Origin of the sequence: Massilia sp. TWP1-3-3, assembly GCF_049897805.1 — a bacterium.
Taxonomy (GTDB): Bacteria; Pseudomonadota; Gammaproteobacteria; order Burkholderiales; family Burkholderiaceae_D; genus Telluria_A.
This window is the reverse complement of the sequence record NZ_JAFCWX010000011.1, coordinates 12,951-29,890: the sequence shown is the minus strand read 5'-3', so window position 1 is coordinate 29,890 and position 16,940 is coordinate 12,951. Positions and strand designations below refer to the sequence as shown.

The 16,940-nt window shown below is 62.0% G+C and carries 19 protein-coding genes; 11 read left to right on the top strand and 8 right to left on the bottom strand.

Going from position 1 to position 16,940, the window contains the following annotated elements; all coding sequences use genetic code 11:
• Positions 1-36: 36 nt before the first annotated feature.
• Positions 37-573: a PH domain-containing protein gene (locus tag ACP7D4_RS13060; RefSeq protein WP_426106788.1), complete on the bottom strand. Its 537-nt coding sequence runs from the start codon at positions 571-573 to the stop codon at positions 37-39.
• 134 nt (positions 574-707) lie between these two features.
• Between ACP7D4_RS13060 and ACP7D4_RS13055 the strand changes: the two genes are divergently transcribed.
• From ACP7D4_RS13055 to ACP7D4_RS13040, 4 genes are all read left to right on the top strand, one after another.
• Entirely contained in the window at positions 708-1,373 is a 666-nt protein-coding gene (locus tag ACP7D4_RS13055) for a DUF3617 domain-containing protein (RefSeq protein WP_426209468.1), read from the top strand.
• A gap of 177 nt (positions 1,374-1,550) precedes the next feature.
• The gene (locus ACP7D4_RS13050) at positions 1,551-2,336 is read left to right on the top strand and encodes a hypothetical protein (protein WP_426106785.1); all 786 of its coding nucleotides are present in this window, start codon (positions 1,551-1,553) and stop codon (positions 2,334-2,336) included.
• Between the two features lie 3 nt (positions 2,337-2,339).
• On the top strand, positions 2,340-2,540 hold the full coding sequence (locus ACP7D4_RS13045; RefSeq protein ID WP_426106784.1) for a hypothetical protein: 201 nt from the start codon (positions 2,340-2,342) through the stop codon (positions 2,538-2,540).
• A 21-nt stretch (positions 2,541-2,561) separates the two neighbouring features.
• Positions 2,562-3,557, top strand: coding sequence for a TAXI family TRAP transporter solute-binding subunit (locus tag ACP7D4_RS13040; RefSeq protein WP_426209466.1), 996 nt, complete (start codon positions 2,562-2,564; stop codon positions 3,555-3,557).
• A gap of 154 nt (positions 3,558-3,711) precedes the next feature.
• Here ACP7D4_RS13040 and ACP7D4_RS13035 read toward each other — a convergent pair whose 3' ends face one another.
• The gene (locus ACP7D4_RS13035) at positions 3,712-4,032 is read right to left on the bottom strand and encodes a metalloregulator ArsR/SmtB family transcription factor (protein WP_426106780.1); all 321 of its coding nucleotides are present in this window, start codon (positions 4,030-4,032) and stop codon (positions 3,712-3,714) included.
• Between the two features lie 96 nt (positions 4,033-4,128).
• Between ACP7D4_RS13035 and ACP7D4_RS13030 the strand changes: the two genes are divergently transcribed.
• The 3 genes from ACP7D4_RS13030 to ACP7D4_RS13020 are packed head-to-tail and all read left to right on the top strand — an operon-like array spanning position 4,129 to position 6,505.
• Positions 4,129-4,491, top strand: coding sequence for a thiol-disulfide oxidoreductase DCC family protein (locus ACP7D4_RS13030; protein WP_426209464.1), 363 nt, complete (start codon positions 4,129-4,131; stop codon positions 4,489-4,491).
• A 30-nt stretch (positions 4,492-4,521) separates the two neighbouring features.
• Entirely contained in the window at positions 4,522-5,244 is a 723-nt protein-coding gene (gene ubiG / locus ACP7D4_RS13025; RefSeq protein WP_426209462.1) for a bifunctional 2-polyprenyl-6-hydroxyphenol methylase/3-demethylubiquinol 3-O-methyltransferase UbiG, read from the top strand.
• Positions 5,245-5,284: 40 nt separating this feature from the next.
• Positions 5,285-6,505, top strand: a complete 1,221-nt coding sequence (locus ACP7D4_RS13020) for a saccharopine dehydrogenase family protein (protein ID WP_426209460.1) — start codon at positions 5,285-5,287, stop codon at positions 6,503-6,505.
• 97 nt (positions 6,506-6,602) lie between these two features.
• Here the strand turns inward: ACP7D4_RS13020 and ACP7D4_RS13015 are convergent, their stop codons facing one another.
• The 4 genes from ACP7D4_RS13015 to ACP7D4_RS13000 form a co-directional block, all read right to left on the bottom strand.
• Positions 6,603-7,145, bottom strand: coding sequence for a GNAT family N-acetyltransferase (locus tag ACP7D4_RS13015; RefSeq protein WP_426209458.1), 543 nt, complete (start codon positions 7,143-7,145; stop codon positions 6,603-6,605).
• A gap of 30 nt (positions 7,146-7,175) precedes the next feature.
• The gene (locus ACP7D4_RS13010; RefSeq protein WP_426209456.1) at positions 7,176-7,940 is read right to left on the bottom strand and encodes a hypothetical protein; all 765 of its coding nucleotides are present in this window, start codon (positions 7,938-7,940) and stop codon (positions 7,176-7,178) included.
• Between the two features lie 180 nt (positions 7,941-8,120).
• Entirely contained in the window at positions 8,121-10,490 is a 2,370-nt protein-coding gene (locus ACP7D4_RS13005; RefSeq protein WP_426209454.1) for a TonB-dependent receptor, read from the bottom strand.
• A gap of 93 nt (positions 10,491-10,583) precedes the next feature.
• Positions 10,584-10,778 (bottom strand): hypothetical protein, encoded by a 195-nt coding sequence (locus tag ACP7D4_RS13000; RefSeq protein WP_426209453.1) that lies wholly within the window; start codon positions 10,776-10,778, stop codon positions 10,584-10,586.
• Between ACP7D4_RS13000 and ACP7D4_RS12995 the strand changes: the two genes are divergently transcribed.
• A complete protein-coding gene (locus tag ACP7D4_RS12995; RefSeq protein WP_426209452.1) occupies positions 10,777-12,207 on the top strand; it encodes an App1 family protein in 1,431 nt (476 codons plus the stop codon). The two genes, ACP7D4_RS13000 and ACP7D4_RS12995, sit on opposite strands and share 2 nt — an antisense overlap.
• Before the next feature lie 18 nt (positions 12,208-12,225).
• Here the strand turns inward: ACP7D4_RS12995 and ACP7D4_RS12990 are convergent, their stop codons facing one another.
• A complete protein-coding gene (locus ACP7D4_RS12990) occupies positions 12,226-12,948 on the bottom strand; it encodes an MBL fold metallo-hydrolase (RefSeq protein ID WP_426209451.1) in 723 nt (240 codons plus the stop codon).
• 109 nt (positions 12,949-13,057) lie between these two features.
• Here ACP7D4_RS12990 and ACP7D4_RS12985 point away from each other — a divergent pair, with 109 nt between their 5' ends.
• The 3 genes from ACP7D4_RS12985 to ACP7D4_RS12975 all read left to right on the top strand — a co-directional run bounded on the left by ACP7D4_RS12985 (position 13,058) and on the right by ACP7D4_RS12975 (position 16,077).
• Complete coding sequence (locus tag ACP7D4_RS12985; RefSeq protein WP_426106763.1) at positions 13,058-13,393, top strand: winged helix-turn-helix transcriptional regulator; 336 nt, start codon at positions 13,058-13,060, stop codon at positions 13,391-13,393.
• Positions 13,394-13,467: 74 nt separating this feature from the next.
• Positions 13,468-14,619, top strand: a complete 1,152-nt coding sequence (ampC, locus tag ACP7D4_RS12980) for a class C beta-lactamase (RefSeq protein ID WP_426209609.1) — start codon at positions 13,468-13,470, stop codon at positions 14,617-14,619.
• Positions 14,620-14,793: 174 nt separating this feature from the next.
• On the top strand, positions 14,794-16,077 hold the full coding sequence (locus ACP7D4_RS12975; RefSeq protein WP_426209449.1) for an MFS transporter: 1,284 nt from the start codon (positions 14,794-14,796) through the stop codon (positions 16,075-16,077).
• Here ACP7D4_RS12975 and ACP7D4_RS12970 read toward each other — a convergent pair.
• Positions 16,058-16,867: a TatD family hydrolase gene (locus tag ACP7D4_RS12970; protein ID WP_426209447.1), complete on the bottom strand. Its 810-nt coding sequence runs from the start codon at positions 16,865-16,867 to the stop codon at positions 16,058-16,060. The two genes, ACP7D4_RS12975 and ACP7D4_RS12970, sit on opposite strands and share 20 nt — an antisense overlap.
• Positions 16,868-16,940 lie beyond the last annotated feature (73 nt).

Genomic DNA, 16,940 nt, shown 5'->3' with positions numbered 1-16,940 from the left:
ACGCGGGGACGATGTAACGCTGCTGCGATGCGATGCTCAGCGCTTCATCAACGCAATGATCTCGTCGAGCTTGCGTTCGATACCGCGCATCGCTTCAAGCTGCGCGTTCGCCGCCGCCGTCTCCTGCGCGCCGCCGCGCTGCTGCTGTTTGAGCGCATCGCGCGCGGCCAGGATCCGGTTGCGAAACTCGTGGGCGTCGACGATGCCTGTCAAGTGCATGTCGCTGGCCTGGCCGGCGCTGCTGCCCGCCGTTTCAAACTTGAGCGTGCTCAGGTGAAAGTAACGCAGGATGGGGCCTTCGACGAACGTCACATCCTGGATATTTTCAAGCGGAATGGTCTTCTCGACCTGGACCAGGATACCCTTGCGGTAGCGCAGCGTTCGGTCGCTGAGGTGACATTCGAGCTTGTCGTAATAATGCCGCGCCCACCACCTGCCCACGCCCAGAAACCAGATCAGCGCGAACGGTATGCCGATCACGGTCATGCACATCACAAAGCCAATCTGCACCACTAGAAATGGCTTGATCAGCGGGTTGATTGTTGCGTGAAAGGTGTCGTCGGGCGTGGTCATCGGCTCACTCGGTATGTGGAAGGCAAGCATAGTGTAGCCAAATGCCACGCCACGTCAAAACTCCGCCCGGCTCATTGCAACGTCGGTCTTCATGCAAAAGCGCGCTAAACTGGAATCTTCCCCAAGGAGACACCATGAAAACTTACTTGAGCGCACTTGCCCTATTGTCCGTGGCCACCTTGCTGCCGCCGCCAGCGCTGGCCCAGGATTTCAAACCCGGCCTGTATCAGGTCAGCAGCAAAGTCAGCGGCAACAACCAGATCGGCGACATGTTGAAGCAGCAAAAGGAAGTGATGGCCAAGATGACGCCGGAACAACGCCAGCAGATGGCGGACCTGCCCAGCATGATGGAAAAAATGATGGACGGCATGTCGCCCGCGCAGCGCGACAACATGAAGGCGGCAATGGGCAAGCAGGCCGGGGCCATGGAGGCGATGCAAAGCATGCAGATGACCACTAATGCCGACGGCTCGACGTCGATGAAAATGTGCCTTACCCAGGACATGATCAAGCAGCAAAAACAAACCGGCAACTTTAGCGGACAGCAGGGCGCCTGCACGCACAGCAATGGCAAGATGAGCGGCGGGGTGATGAAAATTAGCTACACCTGCACCCAGCCGCCGTCCAAAGGCGAGGGCGAGCTGCGCATGACCGGGCCCAATTCCTACACCACCCGCATGCGGATGGTCTCCACTGATCCGGCCAACAAGCAGACGATGGCAGTAGAGGCCAGCTCGGTATGGCTGGGCGCCAGTTGCGGCAGCGTCAAACCGATGGACGCCAGGGCCTTCAAGCAGTAAGCGCGGACCGGCGGTAAATGGGCGCCCATTTAACCTTCGACTTTTCGCCAAAAAATCCCTATTCTGCTCAGGAATGCACCGTTGCGCGAGCGTAAGGTCGCGAAATTCGCCAAAAGGCGAATTAATTGCTAATGTATCAAACTGTAATACTGACAACGCCTTGAACCGGGAGACAGAGTGGACAATTTAGGTAGCAACGCACAAACCGAAGCGGCTGAACAAAAGCGCGTGTGGACCGTACGCATCATTGCAGCGCTTTGCTGCATCGGCGTGCTGGCGGTCTTGGCGCCTGTCATTTGGGGCGCCGTCAACGGCGGCCTGGGGTTGCTGGCGCTGGGAGCGATCGGCGCCGTCGGCGTGGGTCTGTTCCAGGCACTGCCGCTGATGGGGCAAAAGCTGGAAAACCGCTTGCTAGCCGCACGCAAGGCGGAGGCGCGCGCCAATCCGATCGAGCAGCTGCAAAACTTTTTGATGCAAAAGCGCCAGCGCGTGGCGTCCTTCAAGGAAGCCGTGGTACGCATTGGCGCCCAGATCAAGAGCATGTCCGACATGATCGAAGATCGCAAGCGCCAAAAGCCGGGCTACGATGCCACCAAGCAGGAAAATGCGGTGCGCGCGATGAAAGAAGCGCACCAGATCCTGGTCGGCAAATACAAGAATGCCGAGCTGGCCCTCGAGCAGTTAAGCGACGTTATTGAAGATAAAAAGTTCGAATGGAAATTCGGGCAGGCCGGGCAAGCTGCGATCCAGAACCTGAACGCCACCAGCGGCCAGGAATTGCTGGACCAAATGCTGGCCGACGAAGCTTTCGACAGCGTGCGCGACAACTTCAACCAGGTCTTCTCCGAACTGGAAATGGAAGCGTCGAAATTGAGCAATTCGAAAGAATTGTCGTTCGACGACGGCATGACGATCGACCTGACGTCGATCAACCTGGCAGCTGCCGATAAAGTAGGGAGATAAGCGATGTTTTGGACAGTCATTCGCTGGGGCGGCTCGGCACTCATTATTGTGCTGGTGCTCGCCGCAGCATTCTTATCGAGCCAGTCCTCCAAGGGCGGCGCCATCGACGGCGCGCGGCCGGCCGTCGAGCAGGGTGAAGCAGCGCCGGTCGAAGCGGCACCTGCCGACTCGGCGCCGCCGCAAAACAAGAATTTTAATCTTTAAAATCAGACAATGAGGACAACAATGAACAACAAACTGCTGCTCGCCCTGGTGTTTGGCATGAGCGTCACGGCGGCCCAGGCCGCCAAGGTCGACGGCGCACCTGCAGCTGCCTGCGATGGCCTGAAAGTGGCGACCGGGCCGGCGGGCAAGGGGTACTCGAAACTGTTTTCGGACATGACGCGCGTATCGAAAAATGCGCTGTCGCTGTGCGAAGTGAACACCGAAGGCGGCCTGGACAACCTGACGACGCTGTCGATCAAAAAAGCCGACGTTGGCATTGTCTCGCTGGACGCACTCAAGAAGATGGCCGAAGGCGACCAGAACATCAAGAACCTGCTGGTGGTCGCGGCCTTGAACAGCAATTACTTGCACATCGTCACCTCGGCCAACGGCTATACGTTTGAAGGCCCGAAGAAATACGGCGTGCTCAAGGGCGAGTCTAAATCCGTTCGTATCAGCAAGATGTCGGAGCTGCGCAATGCGCCGGTGGCGCTGGTCGGTTCGGCCCAGTTGCTGGTGCGCCAGCTCGACAAGTCGCTCGGCTACAACATGCGCTACATCGACGTTGACAGCGACGACGCCGCGTTCAAGAAAGTCATCAAGGGCGAAGCGTATGCCGCCTTTACCGTGGCCGGCTGGCCGCACGGGCAGATCACGCGCCTGGCGCAAAACAGCGGCCTGACGCTGGCCGGCTTCGACGTTCCTGCTCCAAGTACCTACAATGTGCGCCCGTTCAGCTACAAGAATATCGGCGTGTACAACGTGCAGGCGCTGTCGGTGCAAAACGTGCTGGTCACGCGGCCTTTCAGCGGCAGCAAGACGGCCGACGTGGCTGCGCTCAAGCAAATGTTGCAGCGCGAATTGCCGGAACTGAAGGATGGCGACTACGAGCCGGGCTGGAACGAAATCAAGTCGCTGGACGCCAAGGTTGACTGGGCCAGCTTTACGGGTGGCGCCGCGGCGGCGGCGGCAGTCGACGATGCGCCGGCCGCACCGATGCCAAAGAAGAAGAAGTAACAAGCATAAGTGACAAGCAGAAGTAACAAGCAGAGGTAAATGCAAGGTCCCCAGCACCGGGACTTGACATCACACTGCGGGAAAGCGAAGCGCCTTCCACCATGAGCCGACGAGGGCGCAGGGTGGAAGGCGCTTTGCTTTTCCGCCTAACATTTTATTCAGGCTTGAGTTTTTTCTTTGCCGCCAGGGCGCGGCTTTCTTTTTTGAGCCCGTGCGATACCGGGCACACCGCCTGCAGGAAAGCGGCCAGCGTATTGGCCAGGTTATCTCCCTGCAGCCGGTAAAACACAAACTGTCCCCGTTTGTCGCTCGCGATCAGCCCGGCTGACTCCAGGATCTTCAAATGCTTCGACAGCGATGGCTTGGTCATGTCGAAGCGGGCAGCGATGTCGCCGGCTGACAGTTCCGTCTCGGACAGGTAAGCGAGAATCTTACGGCGCGGCGTGGATGCAAGGGCGGCAAAAATTTGATCCATGGCAGCGTTTCAAAGTGGGGTCTTCCTTCATCATACACCACACTGTCCTGTTTAGTTAATTAGCTATTTAGCTAAATAGCGTGTATATTCATCTGCATGGTTACCTCACCCACCACCGTCTACTACAACAGCGCCTGTCCGGTGTGCGACGCCGGCATCTGCTTCCAGAAAAAACAAATGCACGGCTGCGCGGTGGAGTTCGTTGACGTTCACACGCACCCGGAAGTGGCCGATCAACTGGGCATTGACCTGGAACTGCTGCGCGAGCGCCTGCATGTGCTTGATGCCGCCGGCCACATGCAGGTGGGCGATCGCGCCTTTACCACCCTCTGGGCACAAACCCGAGGCCAGCGCTGGCTGGCCCGTCTGGCGCCACCTTTCTACTGGCTGACCGGGCCGCTGTACCGCGTGCTCGCCCGCCTTCTGTACCGCTGGAATCGCCACCGCGCCAACTGGTAATTTTTTATTCGACTTTCTGGGAAAAACAGCATGGATACCAACGCCACCAGCATCGCACCACTCAATGCCGACCCGGCCGAACTGGCACGCTTCAACAGCCTGGCCGCACGGTGGTGGGACGAACATTCCGAGTTCAAGCCGATGCACCGCATCAATCCGCACCGGCTGGCATGGATCGATCGTCTTAGCAGCCTGGCCGGCAAGGCGGTGCTCGACGTGGGCTGCGGCGGCGGCATTCTGGCCGAAGCCATGGCCCATCGCAGTGCGCGCGTGACCGGCATCGACCTGGCGGAAAAGCCGCTGCAGATCGCGCAGTCGCACGCGCTGGGACAAGCCATCGATGTCGGCTACCGCAAGAGCAGCGCCGAAGACTGGGCCGCTGCCCATGCGGCGCACTACGACGTCATCACTTGCATGGAAATGCTCGAACACGTGCCCGACCCGCAAGCGGTGATCGCCGCCTGCGCCGCCATGGTCAAGCCGGGCGGCTGGGTGTTCTTTTCCACGATCAACCGCAATGCGCTAAGCTACCTGGCGGCCATCGTGGGTGTGGAATACGTGCTGCGCATTCTGCCGCGCGGGACCCACCAATACCGCCGTTTCATCAAGCCGCGCGAACTGCTGGCCATGGCATCCGGCGCCGGCCTGACACTGAAGGACCGGCGCGGGCTCGGCTACAATCCGCTGACCCAGCGCTTTCGCCTGCACGGTTTTGAAGGCATCGGCTATCTCCTGGCGATGCAAAAAGGGTGATATGGTGACCCAGGACGAGTCAGCGGCACGAGGAACCAGCATGAGCAAGGAATTTGACCTGATCGTCTTTGGCGCGACCGGCTTCACGGGCAGGCTCGTGGCCGAGTATCTGGCCACACACTACGGCGCCGGCAGCGACATCAAGTGGGCAATGGCGGGCCGCAGCAGAGCCAAGCTGGAGCAGGTGCGCGCGCTGGTCAAGGCACCCGGGCACACCGCCCTGATCACCGCCGACGCCATCGACGGCGCGGCCTTGGCCGCCCTGGTGGCGCGCGCCAAGGTGGTCATCACCACGGTCGGCCCCTACCAGCTGCACGGCGAGGCGCTGGTCATGGCGTGCGCACAGGCCGGCACCGATTACGTGGACCTGTGCGGCGAGCCCGGCTGGATGGCGCAGATGATCCCCCGGCTCGACGCCCCGGCCAAGGCCAGCGGGGCGCGCATTGTCTTTTCGTGCGGCTTCGATTCGATTCCCTTTGACCTGGGCCTGGTCTACCTGCAGGACCAGGCCCAGCAACGTTTCGGCGAGCCGCTGACGCAAGTGCGCGGCCGCGTGCGCGTGATCAAGGGCGGCATTTCAGGCGGCACGCTGGCCAGCGGCCTGGCCACCATTGAACGCATGGGCCGCGACCCGGCACTGGCGCGAACCATGGCCGACCCGTTCGCGCTCACGCCCGGCTTTACCGGGGCGCCCCAGCCCGAGGGCGACTCGGCTGCCTATGACGACTGGGCCCAGGCCTGGACCGGGCCGTTCATGATGGCCACCATCAACACCAAGAACGTCCACCGCACCAATGCACTGCTGGGCCACCCGTGGGGCAAAGATTTTACTTACGACGAGCGCATGCTGACCGGCGACGGCGTGCGCGGTGAACGGCGCGCAAAAAACATGGCTCACCTGGCGCGCTTGCAGCATGCCTTGCTCGGCTTTGGCCCGGCGCGGGCGCTGCTGCGCCGCTTTGCCTTGCCCAAGCCGGGTGAAGGCCCGGACCAGAAGGCGCGCGAAAACGGGCGTTACGACCTGCAATTTACGGGCGAGTCGCGAAGCGGCAACCGCTTGTGCGTCAGCGTGCGGGGCGACCGCGATCCTGGCTACGGCTCGACCGCCAAAATGCTTGCCGAAAGCGCCCTGTGCCTGGTGGGTGACCCGCAACGCAGGCTGGCTGGCGGCGGCGTCTGGACCGCCGGCAGTGCGATGGGGCTAACGCTGGTGCAGCGCCTGGTCCAGTATGCGGGGCTGCGCTTTTCAATCGAACAATAGCTGCTTAAGTGCCGAGAAGCCGGCGGAGAAGCCGGCGGAGATGCCGGTGCACACCGCTCTGGCGCGACTGCCTGCGACCGTCTTTTTTCGGCATTGCTCAAACCGCGGGGACGCCTTGGCCCTGGTGTTCGCAGCTGAGCTGGCCGGGTTCGATTTCGCGCACCATCAGCACTGTGTCGTAAAACACGCCGTCGACCAGCATGGCGCGCGGCTCGCGGCCATACTCCCGAAAACCGAACGACTCATACAGCCGGAGCGCTGGTGCATTGCCGGCGGTGACATCAAGCGTCACCTGGCGCACGTCATCCATTGCCGCAGCGGCGGCCAGCGCGTGGTCGACCAGTTGCCTGGCCGCGCCCTTGCCCCGGTGTGCCGGCGCCACGACCATCGCGCGCAGGTAAGCCTTGTGGCGCAACTTGGGAGAATTGTCGCGCCCGACGGCAATGATGCCGATCAGCTCCACACCTTCAAATGCGCCAAAGAGCGTGCCTGCTGCGAGCTTGCTTTCGATTGCCGCGAGCGGCGTTGCGCACTCGGCCGCGTAGGTGGAACCGAAGGCTGACGGACTGTCGTGCAGGCCTGCCAAGCGCAGCGCCTGGAATGGCGCGGCATCGGTTGCAACTAGACGGCGGATGAGCATGCGTGCAATCAGAAAAAGTGAACGTGGATATTACCAACAGAGAGCATACTGGAAGCGCTGGCCCAATGCAGCAAAGAGCGTCGGCCGGGCAAGCGCCTCCACGCGTTCGAGCTCCACTTCTTCGGCCCAGCGATAGGCCCGCAAGCCTTGCCTGATGCGTTCATCTTGCGACGCAAAATTTTCAAATTGCATGTGGAAGGCATGTTTAAAATAGGCGAAATTGACGCGTGGACGCAGCGCCAGGGAAGCAACGGCTGGCCAGTCCAGCGCGTGAAAGGCTTCGGTGACGGCACGCGCGACGATCGTTTCCTGTTCCCACGCAATAAAGGCGGTGAACAGCTTTTCGCGCTGCGCTTGCGTGAACGCTACATCGAACTGGTTCGCCAAATGGCACTCGCACAGGATGTCGGCGAAGTCATTGCCGATCACGCGCCGGATAAAAGGGGTGCCGCCGTAACGCTTCGTGTAGTGATACAGCGCGTACGCTTCGGCGCATACGCGTCGATTGATGTCGCGAAATGTATCGGCAAAGGCGGCCAGCGAGCGCAGCTTGGCGCGGCGCGTGGATGGCTCCAACAAATAGGCGAGCGACAACAGCCAGCCCCCCAGCGCACCTTTCCTGAAAAAGCCTGACGCCCACAAGGTGCCATGTGCGGCAATCAGCGGGAACACATTGCGCTTGCCGGAATCCTGGTACAGGTCTTGGTAAAGGCGCACCCGCTGGTGCAAGTCGCCCGGTGCCCCGGCAAGAAGCTTGCCTTGGGTCCTGAAATACGCATATGCTTCGAATGTCATCGCTGCCTCTGGATGGTGAACTGGTCACCTTTCCATACGCAAGCGCCATGCCACGCGCCGTCGTCAGCCAACTCCTTGATTTAGCAGGGATTGCAGCCTCAGGCGCCGGGCGCGCTGTACGGGTGCTGTACAGCCAATCCACGGCAGCTGTACAGCACGCTTACAAAATCACCGGCTCACTCAGAACTTGGCAGCCACGCTCATGCCGATACTGCGCGGCGCCAGGCGGTAGCCCTGCACAATCGACGCCACCTGCGGATGCTGGATCACGGTGTCGGTATCGAAGGCATTCTTGATGAACACGCTCAGCTGGTAGCGGTCGAGCGACACGCCGGCGCTGAAGTCAGCGGTGTGGTACGCCGGACGGTTGTGGTCGGTCTGTTCCGGGTCGAGCGAACCCTTGCTCGAACCTACCCATTGCATGCCGCCCATGACGAAGGCGCTCTTGTCGCCAAAGACGGAAAAGTTGTATTGCGCGCTGATGGCGCCGTTGTAGTTGGGCACGCCCTGGATGCGCGCGCCTTCGACCGCACCGACGATGCCGTTTTCGACGCCTTTATTGTTCGACAGTTCGGCCTTGACGTAGCCGCCCGTTGCGCTCAGCGTCAAGCCGGCCATTGGCTTGGCCTTGAATTCGAATTCCACACCCTTGCTGGTCGCTTCCCCGGCGTTGGCATTGTAGGTGTAGGCGCAGGTTGGCAGGTAGACGCCTTGCTGAATGTTCTTCCACTTGACGTAGAACGCCGCAGCGTTGAACGTCACGCGGTTATTCATGAAGCGCGATTTGCTGCCGGCCTCGTAACTCCACAGGCTGTCCGGCGCGTACGTCGGCGGGCCGTTTTCAAGGCCGTTCGCTTCCAGATCCGGGCCGCAGGTGGTTGGCGGCACAAAGACATTGGAGCCGCCCAGGCGGAAGCCCTTGGCGACACTGGTATAGATCGTGTTGGTCGGGTTCAGTTCCCACGTCATCGCGAACTTGGGCGTAAAGGCCTTGGACGACAGGCTTGTCGTGCTGTTGTTGCCGGCGCCTGCCAGGTACAGGGCATTTTTCTGGTCGAGCGTGGTGTGGCCCTTCAGGTAGCGCGCGCCCACGGTCGCATGCAAGGCTGGCGAAAAGTAGTAATTCGCTTCGCCAAAAATCGAGGATTGCTTTTCCCGGTAGTGAAAGTTGCCCGCATACGAATTGTCGCCCGGGAAAGCGCCGACGAAGGAGCCGGGCAAAATGCTCGGATCTTCCGCGTTAAAACCGAACTGGGCAAACGTGGCCTTGACGCCGAAAATCGGATCGTTCTCGACAATGTTGGTGTGCTGCGTGGAGAAGTACAGGCCGCCCAGCCAGGTCCACGGGGACACTGCCGCATCGTAAGGCTTGGAGGCGAGGCGCAGTTCCTGCGACACCTGGCGCACGTGGTTGTTCAGGTAGACGGCCGACGGCAGGCCGGCAATGGCGTCGATCAGCGCTGGCGGGGCGTTGCCGCCGTCGTCCGTCGAAGTCAGGAAAGTCGACAGCGAGTAACTATTGTAGGCCGAACCGTTCTGGGTGCGGTCGAAGGTACGCTCGAAATAGTTGGTGGACGAGGTCAGGTCGGCGCTGCCCAGGTCCCAGTTGACGGTCACGCTCGGGCTGAGCAGCGTATCCTTGGACGGTTCGCGCACCTGCTTTTGCGCCTGGTAGTTCGGCAGTTCCAGGTTGAAGGCGGCAATATCGCGCGCATCCACGCGCTGCAGATACAGCGATGGCGTGATGGTCAGCGCGCGCGTCAGCCTCCACTTCAGCGCGGCGCGGAATTCCTGGTCGTAGATCTTGTTGATATTTTCGGCCAGCACCGCCCCGGCGCCATCGACCTGCTTGATGAAGCCGCCCGCGCGCTGGGCTTGCACGCCGATGCGCAGCGCCATGTCTTCGTTCAGGGGAAAGTTGCCGACCACATTGGTCGAGTAAGCGGTGCTGCCGCCCTTGAGCTTGGAAAACTCGGCATAGGTATTGAACTCGCGCGTTTTCAAGTCCGGCTCGTTGGGGACGAACTTGATGGTGCCGCCCATGGAGCTGGCGCCATACAGCGTCGCTTGCGGTCCGCGCAGCACTTCGACACGGTCGATGTCGAAAAACTTCGGCTCGACATTGCCCATCGTGTACACGTTGCCGACCGTGATGGAAACGTCGCCCAGATACACGCCCACCGTGGCCGCACCGGCGGCCGAACTGATGCCGCGAATTTCAATGTTGGAAGTGCCCGGGCCGGCGCCGCCATTGCCGCTGGCGGCGGTAAACGAGATATTCGGGACGATCCGGGTCAGGTCGGTGACGTCGATGACGTGCTGCGCCTGCAACTGTTCGCCACTGACGGCCGAGATGCTCATTGCCACCTTGGCCAGGTCTTCCTGGCGCTTTTGCGCGGTAACCCGCACCACTTCAATCTGGTCCGAGCGGGCCGCCGGCTTGGCGGCGGGGGCGCTGTCGGCGCTCGCCTGCGCGAAGGTCGCGGTGGAAAAAACCGCCGTAGCCGCTGCAATGGAATAGGTGAATGCTGCGGTTGAGCGAAGTTTCATGCGTGTTTTTTCCTTGATCTGGTGCTCGGTTTTGGGTGGGGACGGGTCGCGGCCAGTGTGAAAACGCCGCGTCGCTGTGCGGTAACTATTTTATCATCTTGTTTTTTTGGTAAAGTGAAAAACTTGCCATCCTGGGCCAAGTTGCAGGCGCCCGACCCGCATTCGATAAAAAGCGTTGTACTTTGTCATCAATAGGGCCGATGCTTGCGCGCGATGCCTTGGCGCCGAGGTGATCCATAATGCCCCTTGCGAGGCCAGCAGCAAAACAATCGACAAGGATTTGACCATGCCGTTCCTGATTCTGACCCGCGCCGGCTTTGACGACATCGTCGCGCGCGTAGCGCCGGCCGGCGCCGTATTCCATCTCAATCCCGGGGTAGCAACGGAAGAGGAAATGGCGCGCCTGCGCGACGCCGGCACGGCGGTCCACGTGCTGGCGCCGGCGGCCGATCCACGCAAGGCGCAGGAAGTGGACTATGCGCTGCAGATGGCGCTCGCTGCAGGCGAGACGGTGTGGGTGGAGCGCGGCCCGGCAAAGGCGGCGCCGGCCACACCGGTCAAGGAGCGCGCCAGCGCGGCCGAGGCGCGCGAACACCAGGCGCTGCATCAACGGCTGGCGCGCACGGCCGGCGTGTTCGCCAAGTCGGCGCTGCGCACCTTGCGCAAGGGCGGCGCCGGCGGGCATTTGATGGTCGTGCCCTACCTGGGTTTTGGCAATGCGGGCAAGCTGTGGATCAAGGGCCGCGTGCTCGACGAGCCGATCTTCAAGGTGCAAGCCAGCGCCGACAGCCGCTGGAGCAACCTGTTGGCGCTGTACCAGCGGCTGGAGTCCGACCAAGTGGCAGGCGAGCGGGTGCGCGCGCATTTCCAGGGACAAAGCCTGGAAACCGTCACGGACCAGGGCGGGTATTTTGCTTTCGAAATCACCCCGGCCGGGCCGGTGGGCGACGGCTGGCAGACGGTGGCGCTGGAGTTGCCCGACAGCCTGGCGGACGATGGCCAGCCAGTGCGGGTGCATGCCGACGTGATGGTGCCGCCGCGCACGGCGCGCTTTGGCATCATCAGCGACATCGACGACACGGTGCTGTGGACCAATGTCACCAACAAGCTGAACATGGCCTTGATGCTGGCGCGCTCTAATTCGCACACGCGCAAACCCTTCAAGGGTGTAGCTGCCTTTTACCGGGCGCTCACGCAAGGCGCCGGCGGGAATGAGGACAATCCCGTGTTTTACGTCTCGAGCAGCCCGTGGCATCTGTTCGGGCCGCTGGTGGAATTTTTGCGCCTGCAAGGCATTCCCGTCGGCCCGCTGCTGCTGCGCGAGCTGGGCATGCGCGAAGTATTCAAGCTGACCAGCCACGGCAACCACAAGCTGGGCAAGATCGAACTCATTCTTAGTTTCTATCCGGACATGCAGTTCGTGCTGATTGGCGACAGCGGCGAGCAAGACCCGGAAATTTACGCGGAAGTGGTGCGCCGTCATCCGAAATCGGTACGCGTGATTTACATTCGCAACGTCAATCCGGACCCGGCCCGCATCGAGGCGCTCGACCGCTTGATCGAGGAAGTGAGCGCGACCGGCACCCAGCTCATTTTGGCGCCGGACAGCGTGTTTGCCGCCGCGCACGCCGCGGCCGAGGGCTTGATTCATATCGACCGGCTGGCCTCGGTAAGGTCCGACAAGCGCGAAGATGACACCAGCTTGCCGGCCGTGTGATCGTACAGTCAAATCACGTCACGTCAAGGCACGCAGCTTGCGAGCATGGCTGAGCACTTCGGCAGCGGGGAGCGGGCCGCCGTGGCCCATGTAAAAGTGCTCGGCCCCGGCGTCGAGCAGTTGCTGCAGGGCCGCTGCGGTGGCGGCGGGATCGTCTTCGAACGGCGGGCGTTTGGCGTGGCCGGTTCGCACCAGGCCGCCAAGAAAGATACCGGACGCGATCAGGTCGCCGACCATGGCCGCCTTGCTCGCCAGCCGGATCGAGATCGAGCCTGCCGTATGGCCTGGCGTGGGCAGCACCACGCCGTCGATGCCGAACGGGGCCAGGCCGCGCTGCTCGTCGCCGGTCAGCAATATGTCGGGAACAAATGGCGCGTAGGGCTGCAGAATCAAGCCCGTCTTGAGGAACAGGCGGCAGAACCAGCCGGTGGCGCAAAACGTCATGGCGTCTTCTTGCGTGTAATGGCGCAGGTCGGCGGCGTGGGCAAGGATGGGCGCGCCAGACAGGGCCCGCAGGCGCGCAGCGTTGCCGGCATGGTCCACGTGCGCATGCGTGATGACGATCAGCTTGATGGCGCCAAACGCCAGGCCATGGCGCTTGAGCACCTTGCCGATGCGCGCCTCGGTGCCGGGCAAGCCGGTATCGACCAGGATGCAGCCGAGCGGCCCGATAATCAGGTGGCAATTGATCATGCCGAACGGTAGGATGGGAACGCGGACAATCTGAAGCGAGGGCGGCACGGGAGCTCCTTGGCGAGGGTGAACTGCAATGCGCCTGATTGTCAACAAGTGGGGCGGAACCCACAAGTAGGCACTTTTTAGTGCCTGTCACTCTACAAAGGAAGGTGCGATGAAAAAGCAGTGGCATCTCGAAAATACGATCGATTGCCCGCTGGTGGCAGCGATCAATATCGTCGGCGGCAAATGGAAGCCGATCATCCTGCACATGCTGGCCGAAGAGACGATGCGTTTTGGCGAACTGCAGCGCAATATTCCGCCGGTGAGTCAGAAGATGCTCACCCAACAGTTGCGCGAACTGGAGGCTGACGGTATCGTGCACCGCGCGCTGCATCCCGAAAAGCCGCCGCGCACCGAGTATTCGCTCACCGCCCGCGGGGCAAGCCTGCGTCCCATTTTGCAGTCGCTGTATGAGTGGGGCCGTGAGAACGGCAGGGCCAGTGCTTGACCAGCTCCCTGCGGCACATAATGCAACAATCCAATGCCATCACAAGGAAAACCATTTTGAACTGTAAGCGACCAATCGCCACCCGCTTCGCCATCGCCCTGTCGGCTTGCTGCGTCCCCCTTGCCAGCCATGGCGCCGGCGACCCGGCCAGACTGCGCGCGGCCGTCGATGGCGCGATCCGCCCACTGATGGCGCAGTACGACGTGCCGGGCACGGCGGTGGCAGTGACGATCGACGGCAAGGCATTCTTTTTCAATTACGGCGTCGCCTCGCGCGAGCAAAAGACGCTTGTTAGCGAGTCGACGCTGTTCGAGATCGGCTCCATCAGCAAGACCTTGACGGGAACGCTGGCTTCCTACGCGCAAGTGCTGGGCAAGCTGGCGCTGGACGACCATCCCGGCAAATTCATCCCCCAGTTAAAGGGCAAAGCCATCGACAAGGCCAGCCTGCTCAACCTGGGAACCTATACCGCCGGCGGCTTGCCGCTGCAGTTTCCCGACGAAGTCGTCAATGCACGGATGGTTGACTACTTCGGCCAGTGGACCCCGGACGCCGCGCCGGGCACCCAGCGCCGCTATTCCAACCCCAGCATCGGCTTGCTCGGGCACATTTCTGCGATGGCAATGGGCAGCAGTTTTGCTGACGCCATGGAGCAGCAGCTGTTCCCGCAACTAGGCCTTTCCCACACCCATATCAGGATGCCGGCGCCGGCCGAGGCGGACTATGCATGGGGGTACGCCAAAGAAAACAAGCCGATCCGGATGAATCCCGGCGTACTGGCCTTTGAAGCTTATGGCGTCAAATCGACGGCGGCCGACATGATCCGCTACGTGCAGTTGAATATCGATCCGGGCAGTCTGGAAAAGCCGATGCAGCGCGCCATCGAAGGCACGCACATTCCTTATTTCAAAGTGGGCAACATGGCGCAAGGGCTGGGCTGGGAACAATATGCTTACCCCGTCACGCTGGAACATCTGCAAGCTGGCAACGCCAGCGGGATGCTCTTGGATGCCAACCCGGCGCAGAAAATCGCCGCGCCACGCTTGCCGTCGGGGCCGACCTGGTTCAACAAGAGCGGCTCGACCGCAGGATTCTGCGCTTACGCTGCCTTTGTTCCCGACAGGAAGATTGGGATTGTGATGCTGGCAAATCGCAGCTATCCAATTGCGCAGCGTATCAAGGCCGCGCATGCGATATTGACGCAGCTTGCGCACGCACCCCATTAAAAGAGCGGGAGCCGGCCGTTTTTCGCTGCGGTTTTCTCCTCCTTGTGCCTGTGTAAAAAATCAACTCTTGCCGTAAGAGAGCAGACCGCATACAGTCTGTCGGGCCAATTGGCGAGCCCTTGATTTTTCCCCCACACGACACGTACGCGCTCCAGCGCGCAGCCGGCATTGCCCATGACTACATCTTCCAGCCACGCCACCCCTCCCCGCATTCGTCGCGGCCAAACACTGTCACTGGTGCTGCTGGTGGTGTGCGGCGTCATCAACTACATGGACCGCGCCACCCTGTCGGTGGCCAACGAATTCATTCGCGCCGACCTCGGCCTGTCGCAGCTGGAAATGGGCGTACTGCTGTCGGCGTTTTCGTGGAGCTATGCGCTGTGCCAGCTCCCGGTGGGCGCGCTGGTGGACAGGATCGGGCCGCGCTGGCTGCTCGGTACTGGCCTGGTGGTCTGGTCGCTGGCCCAGGCCGCAGGTGGACTGGCGGCCACGTTTGGCTACTTCGTCATTGCCCGCATCGCGCTCGGCATTGGCGAGGCGCCGCAATTCCCGTCGGCGGCGCGCGTGGTGAGCAATTGGTTTCCCCCGCTGGCGCGCGGCACGCCGACGGGCATCTACAATTCGGCGTCGCCGCTGGGCATTGCGCTGGCGCCCTTGCTGCTGGCGCCCTTGATTGCTGCAAGCAGCTGGCATTGGGCGTTTTTCGCCACCGGCGCGCTCGGGCTGCTCATGGCCGTGGTCTGGCTGGTCCTGTATCGCGACCCCGTGCGCGCGCAATTGAACGCCGCCGAGCGCGCCTATCTGCAGCTCGACCAGGCAAGCGAGGGCGCGCCGGGCAGCAGCTTTGCCGCCTGGCGCGCCTTGTTCCGGCACCGCGCCACATGGGGCATGATGCTCGGCTTTTTTGGCTCGGTGTACCTCAATTGGGTGTATCTGACCTGGCTGCCAGGCTACCTGCGCACCGCGCGCCACATGGACTTGAAGTCCGCCGGCCTGGTGGCCTCGATCCCCTTTTTATGCGGCTTTGCCGGCGCGCTGATCGCCGGCTGGGCGTCGGACCGCGTGGCCCGTAGTGCGGCCTCGCCGCTCGCCGGGCGCCGCAACGCGGTGGTGGCGGGCATGCTGGGCATGGTGGCGTTCACGATCCCGGCGGCACTGGTCGAGAGCAACGTCGCGGCCGTCGCCTGCATTTCGGTGGTCATCTTTCTGGCCAACGCGTCGTCGGCCTGCGCCTGGTCGCTGGCCACCGTGGCGGCGCCGCCGAGCCGCATCGCGTCGCTGGGTGCGATCCAGAATTTTGGCGGCTTTCTGGGCGGCGCGCTGGCGCCCGTGTTGACCGGCTACATCGCCCAGACCTGGTCCTTCGTGCCCGCTTTGCTGACCGGCGCCGCGATCGCGTTCCTGGGCGCCATGTCGTATCTGTTTTTGGTGGTCCGGCCTATCCCGGAAGATCATTGAGCCCGAAAAACTTCATGCTCGCCATATAGGCATCGGCGCGCACCTGCTCGAGCGGCACGCCGCGCGCGATGGCCAGCAGTTCAGCCACGCGCGGTAGGGCTGCCGGTTCGTTGCGCCCTGCCACGCTGGGTTTGTAGCCGGGGGGCGTAAGGTAGGGCGCGTCGGTTTCCAGCATCATGCGTTCAGGGGGAATGGCTGTCAAAGCTTGCAACAGGTCTTGGTTGCGGTTTTTCTGTCCCACCCAGCCGGTGATGCCGAGATAAAAGCCGCGTTCGATGTACTGCCGCGCGATCGCCTCGCTGCCGGTAAAGCAATGCACCACGCATCTTGGCAAACGACTCTTGAAGTTATCGAGGATGGCCAGCAAATCCTGCGCCGCATCGCGTTCATGCAAAAACAGTGGCTTGCCGAGCGTACAGGCCAGCGCGACCTGTGCCTCGAGCGCCGCGCGCTGCACATGGCGCGGTGACAGGTCGCCGTTGTAGTCCAGGCCGGTTTCACCCACGGCCACGGCGTTTGGATGGGACAAGAGTTCGCGCAGTTCCCCGAGCCCTTCGGCACCAAGTTCGCTGGCGTAATGGGGATGCACGCCCGCAGTAAAGTAGGCGGTGCCCGCCGCCATTTTTTCCGTCAGCCGCGCCACTTCCCGAGAGACCTTGAGCGAGGTGCCCGTCAGAATAAAGCGCGCCACGCCGGCGGCGTGGGCGCGCGCGACGACTGGCTCCCAGTCGGCCGTAAAGCGGCGGTTGGCGAGGTTCAGTCCAATGTCAATCAGGGGAGAAGGCGTCATGGTCGCCATTGTAAAGCGGGCGCAGGCGCACAGGTGGCGGCGTCCTCCCGCGTTTTGTTGACCAAAATAAATA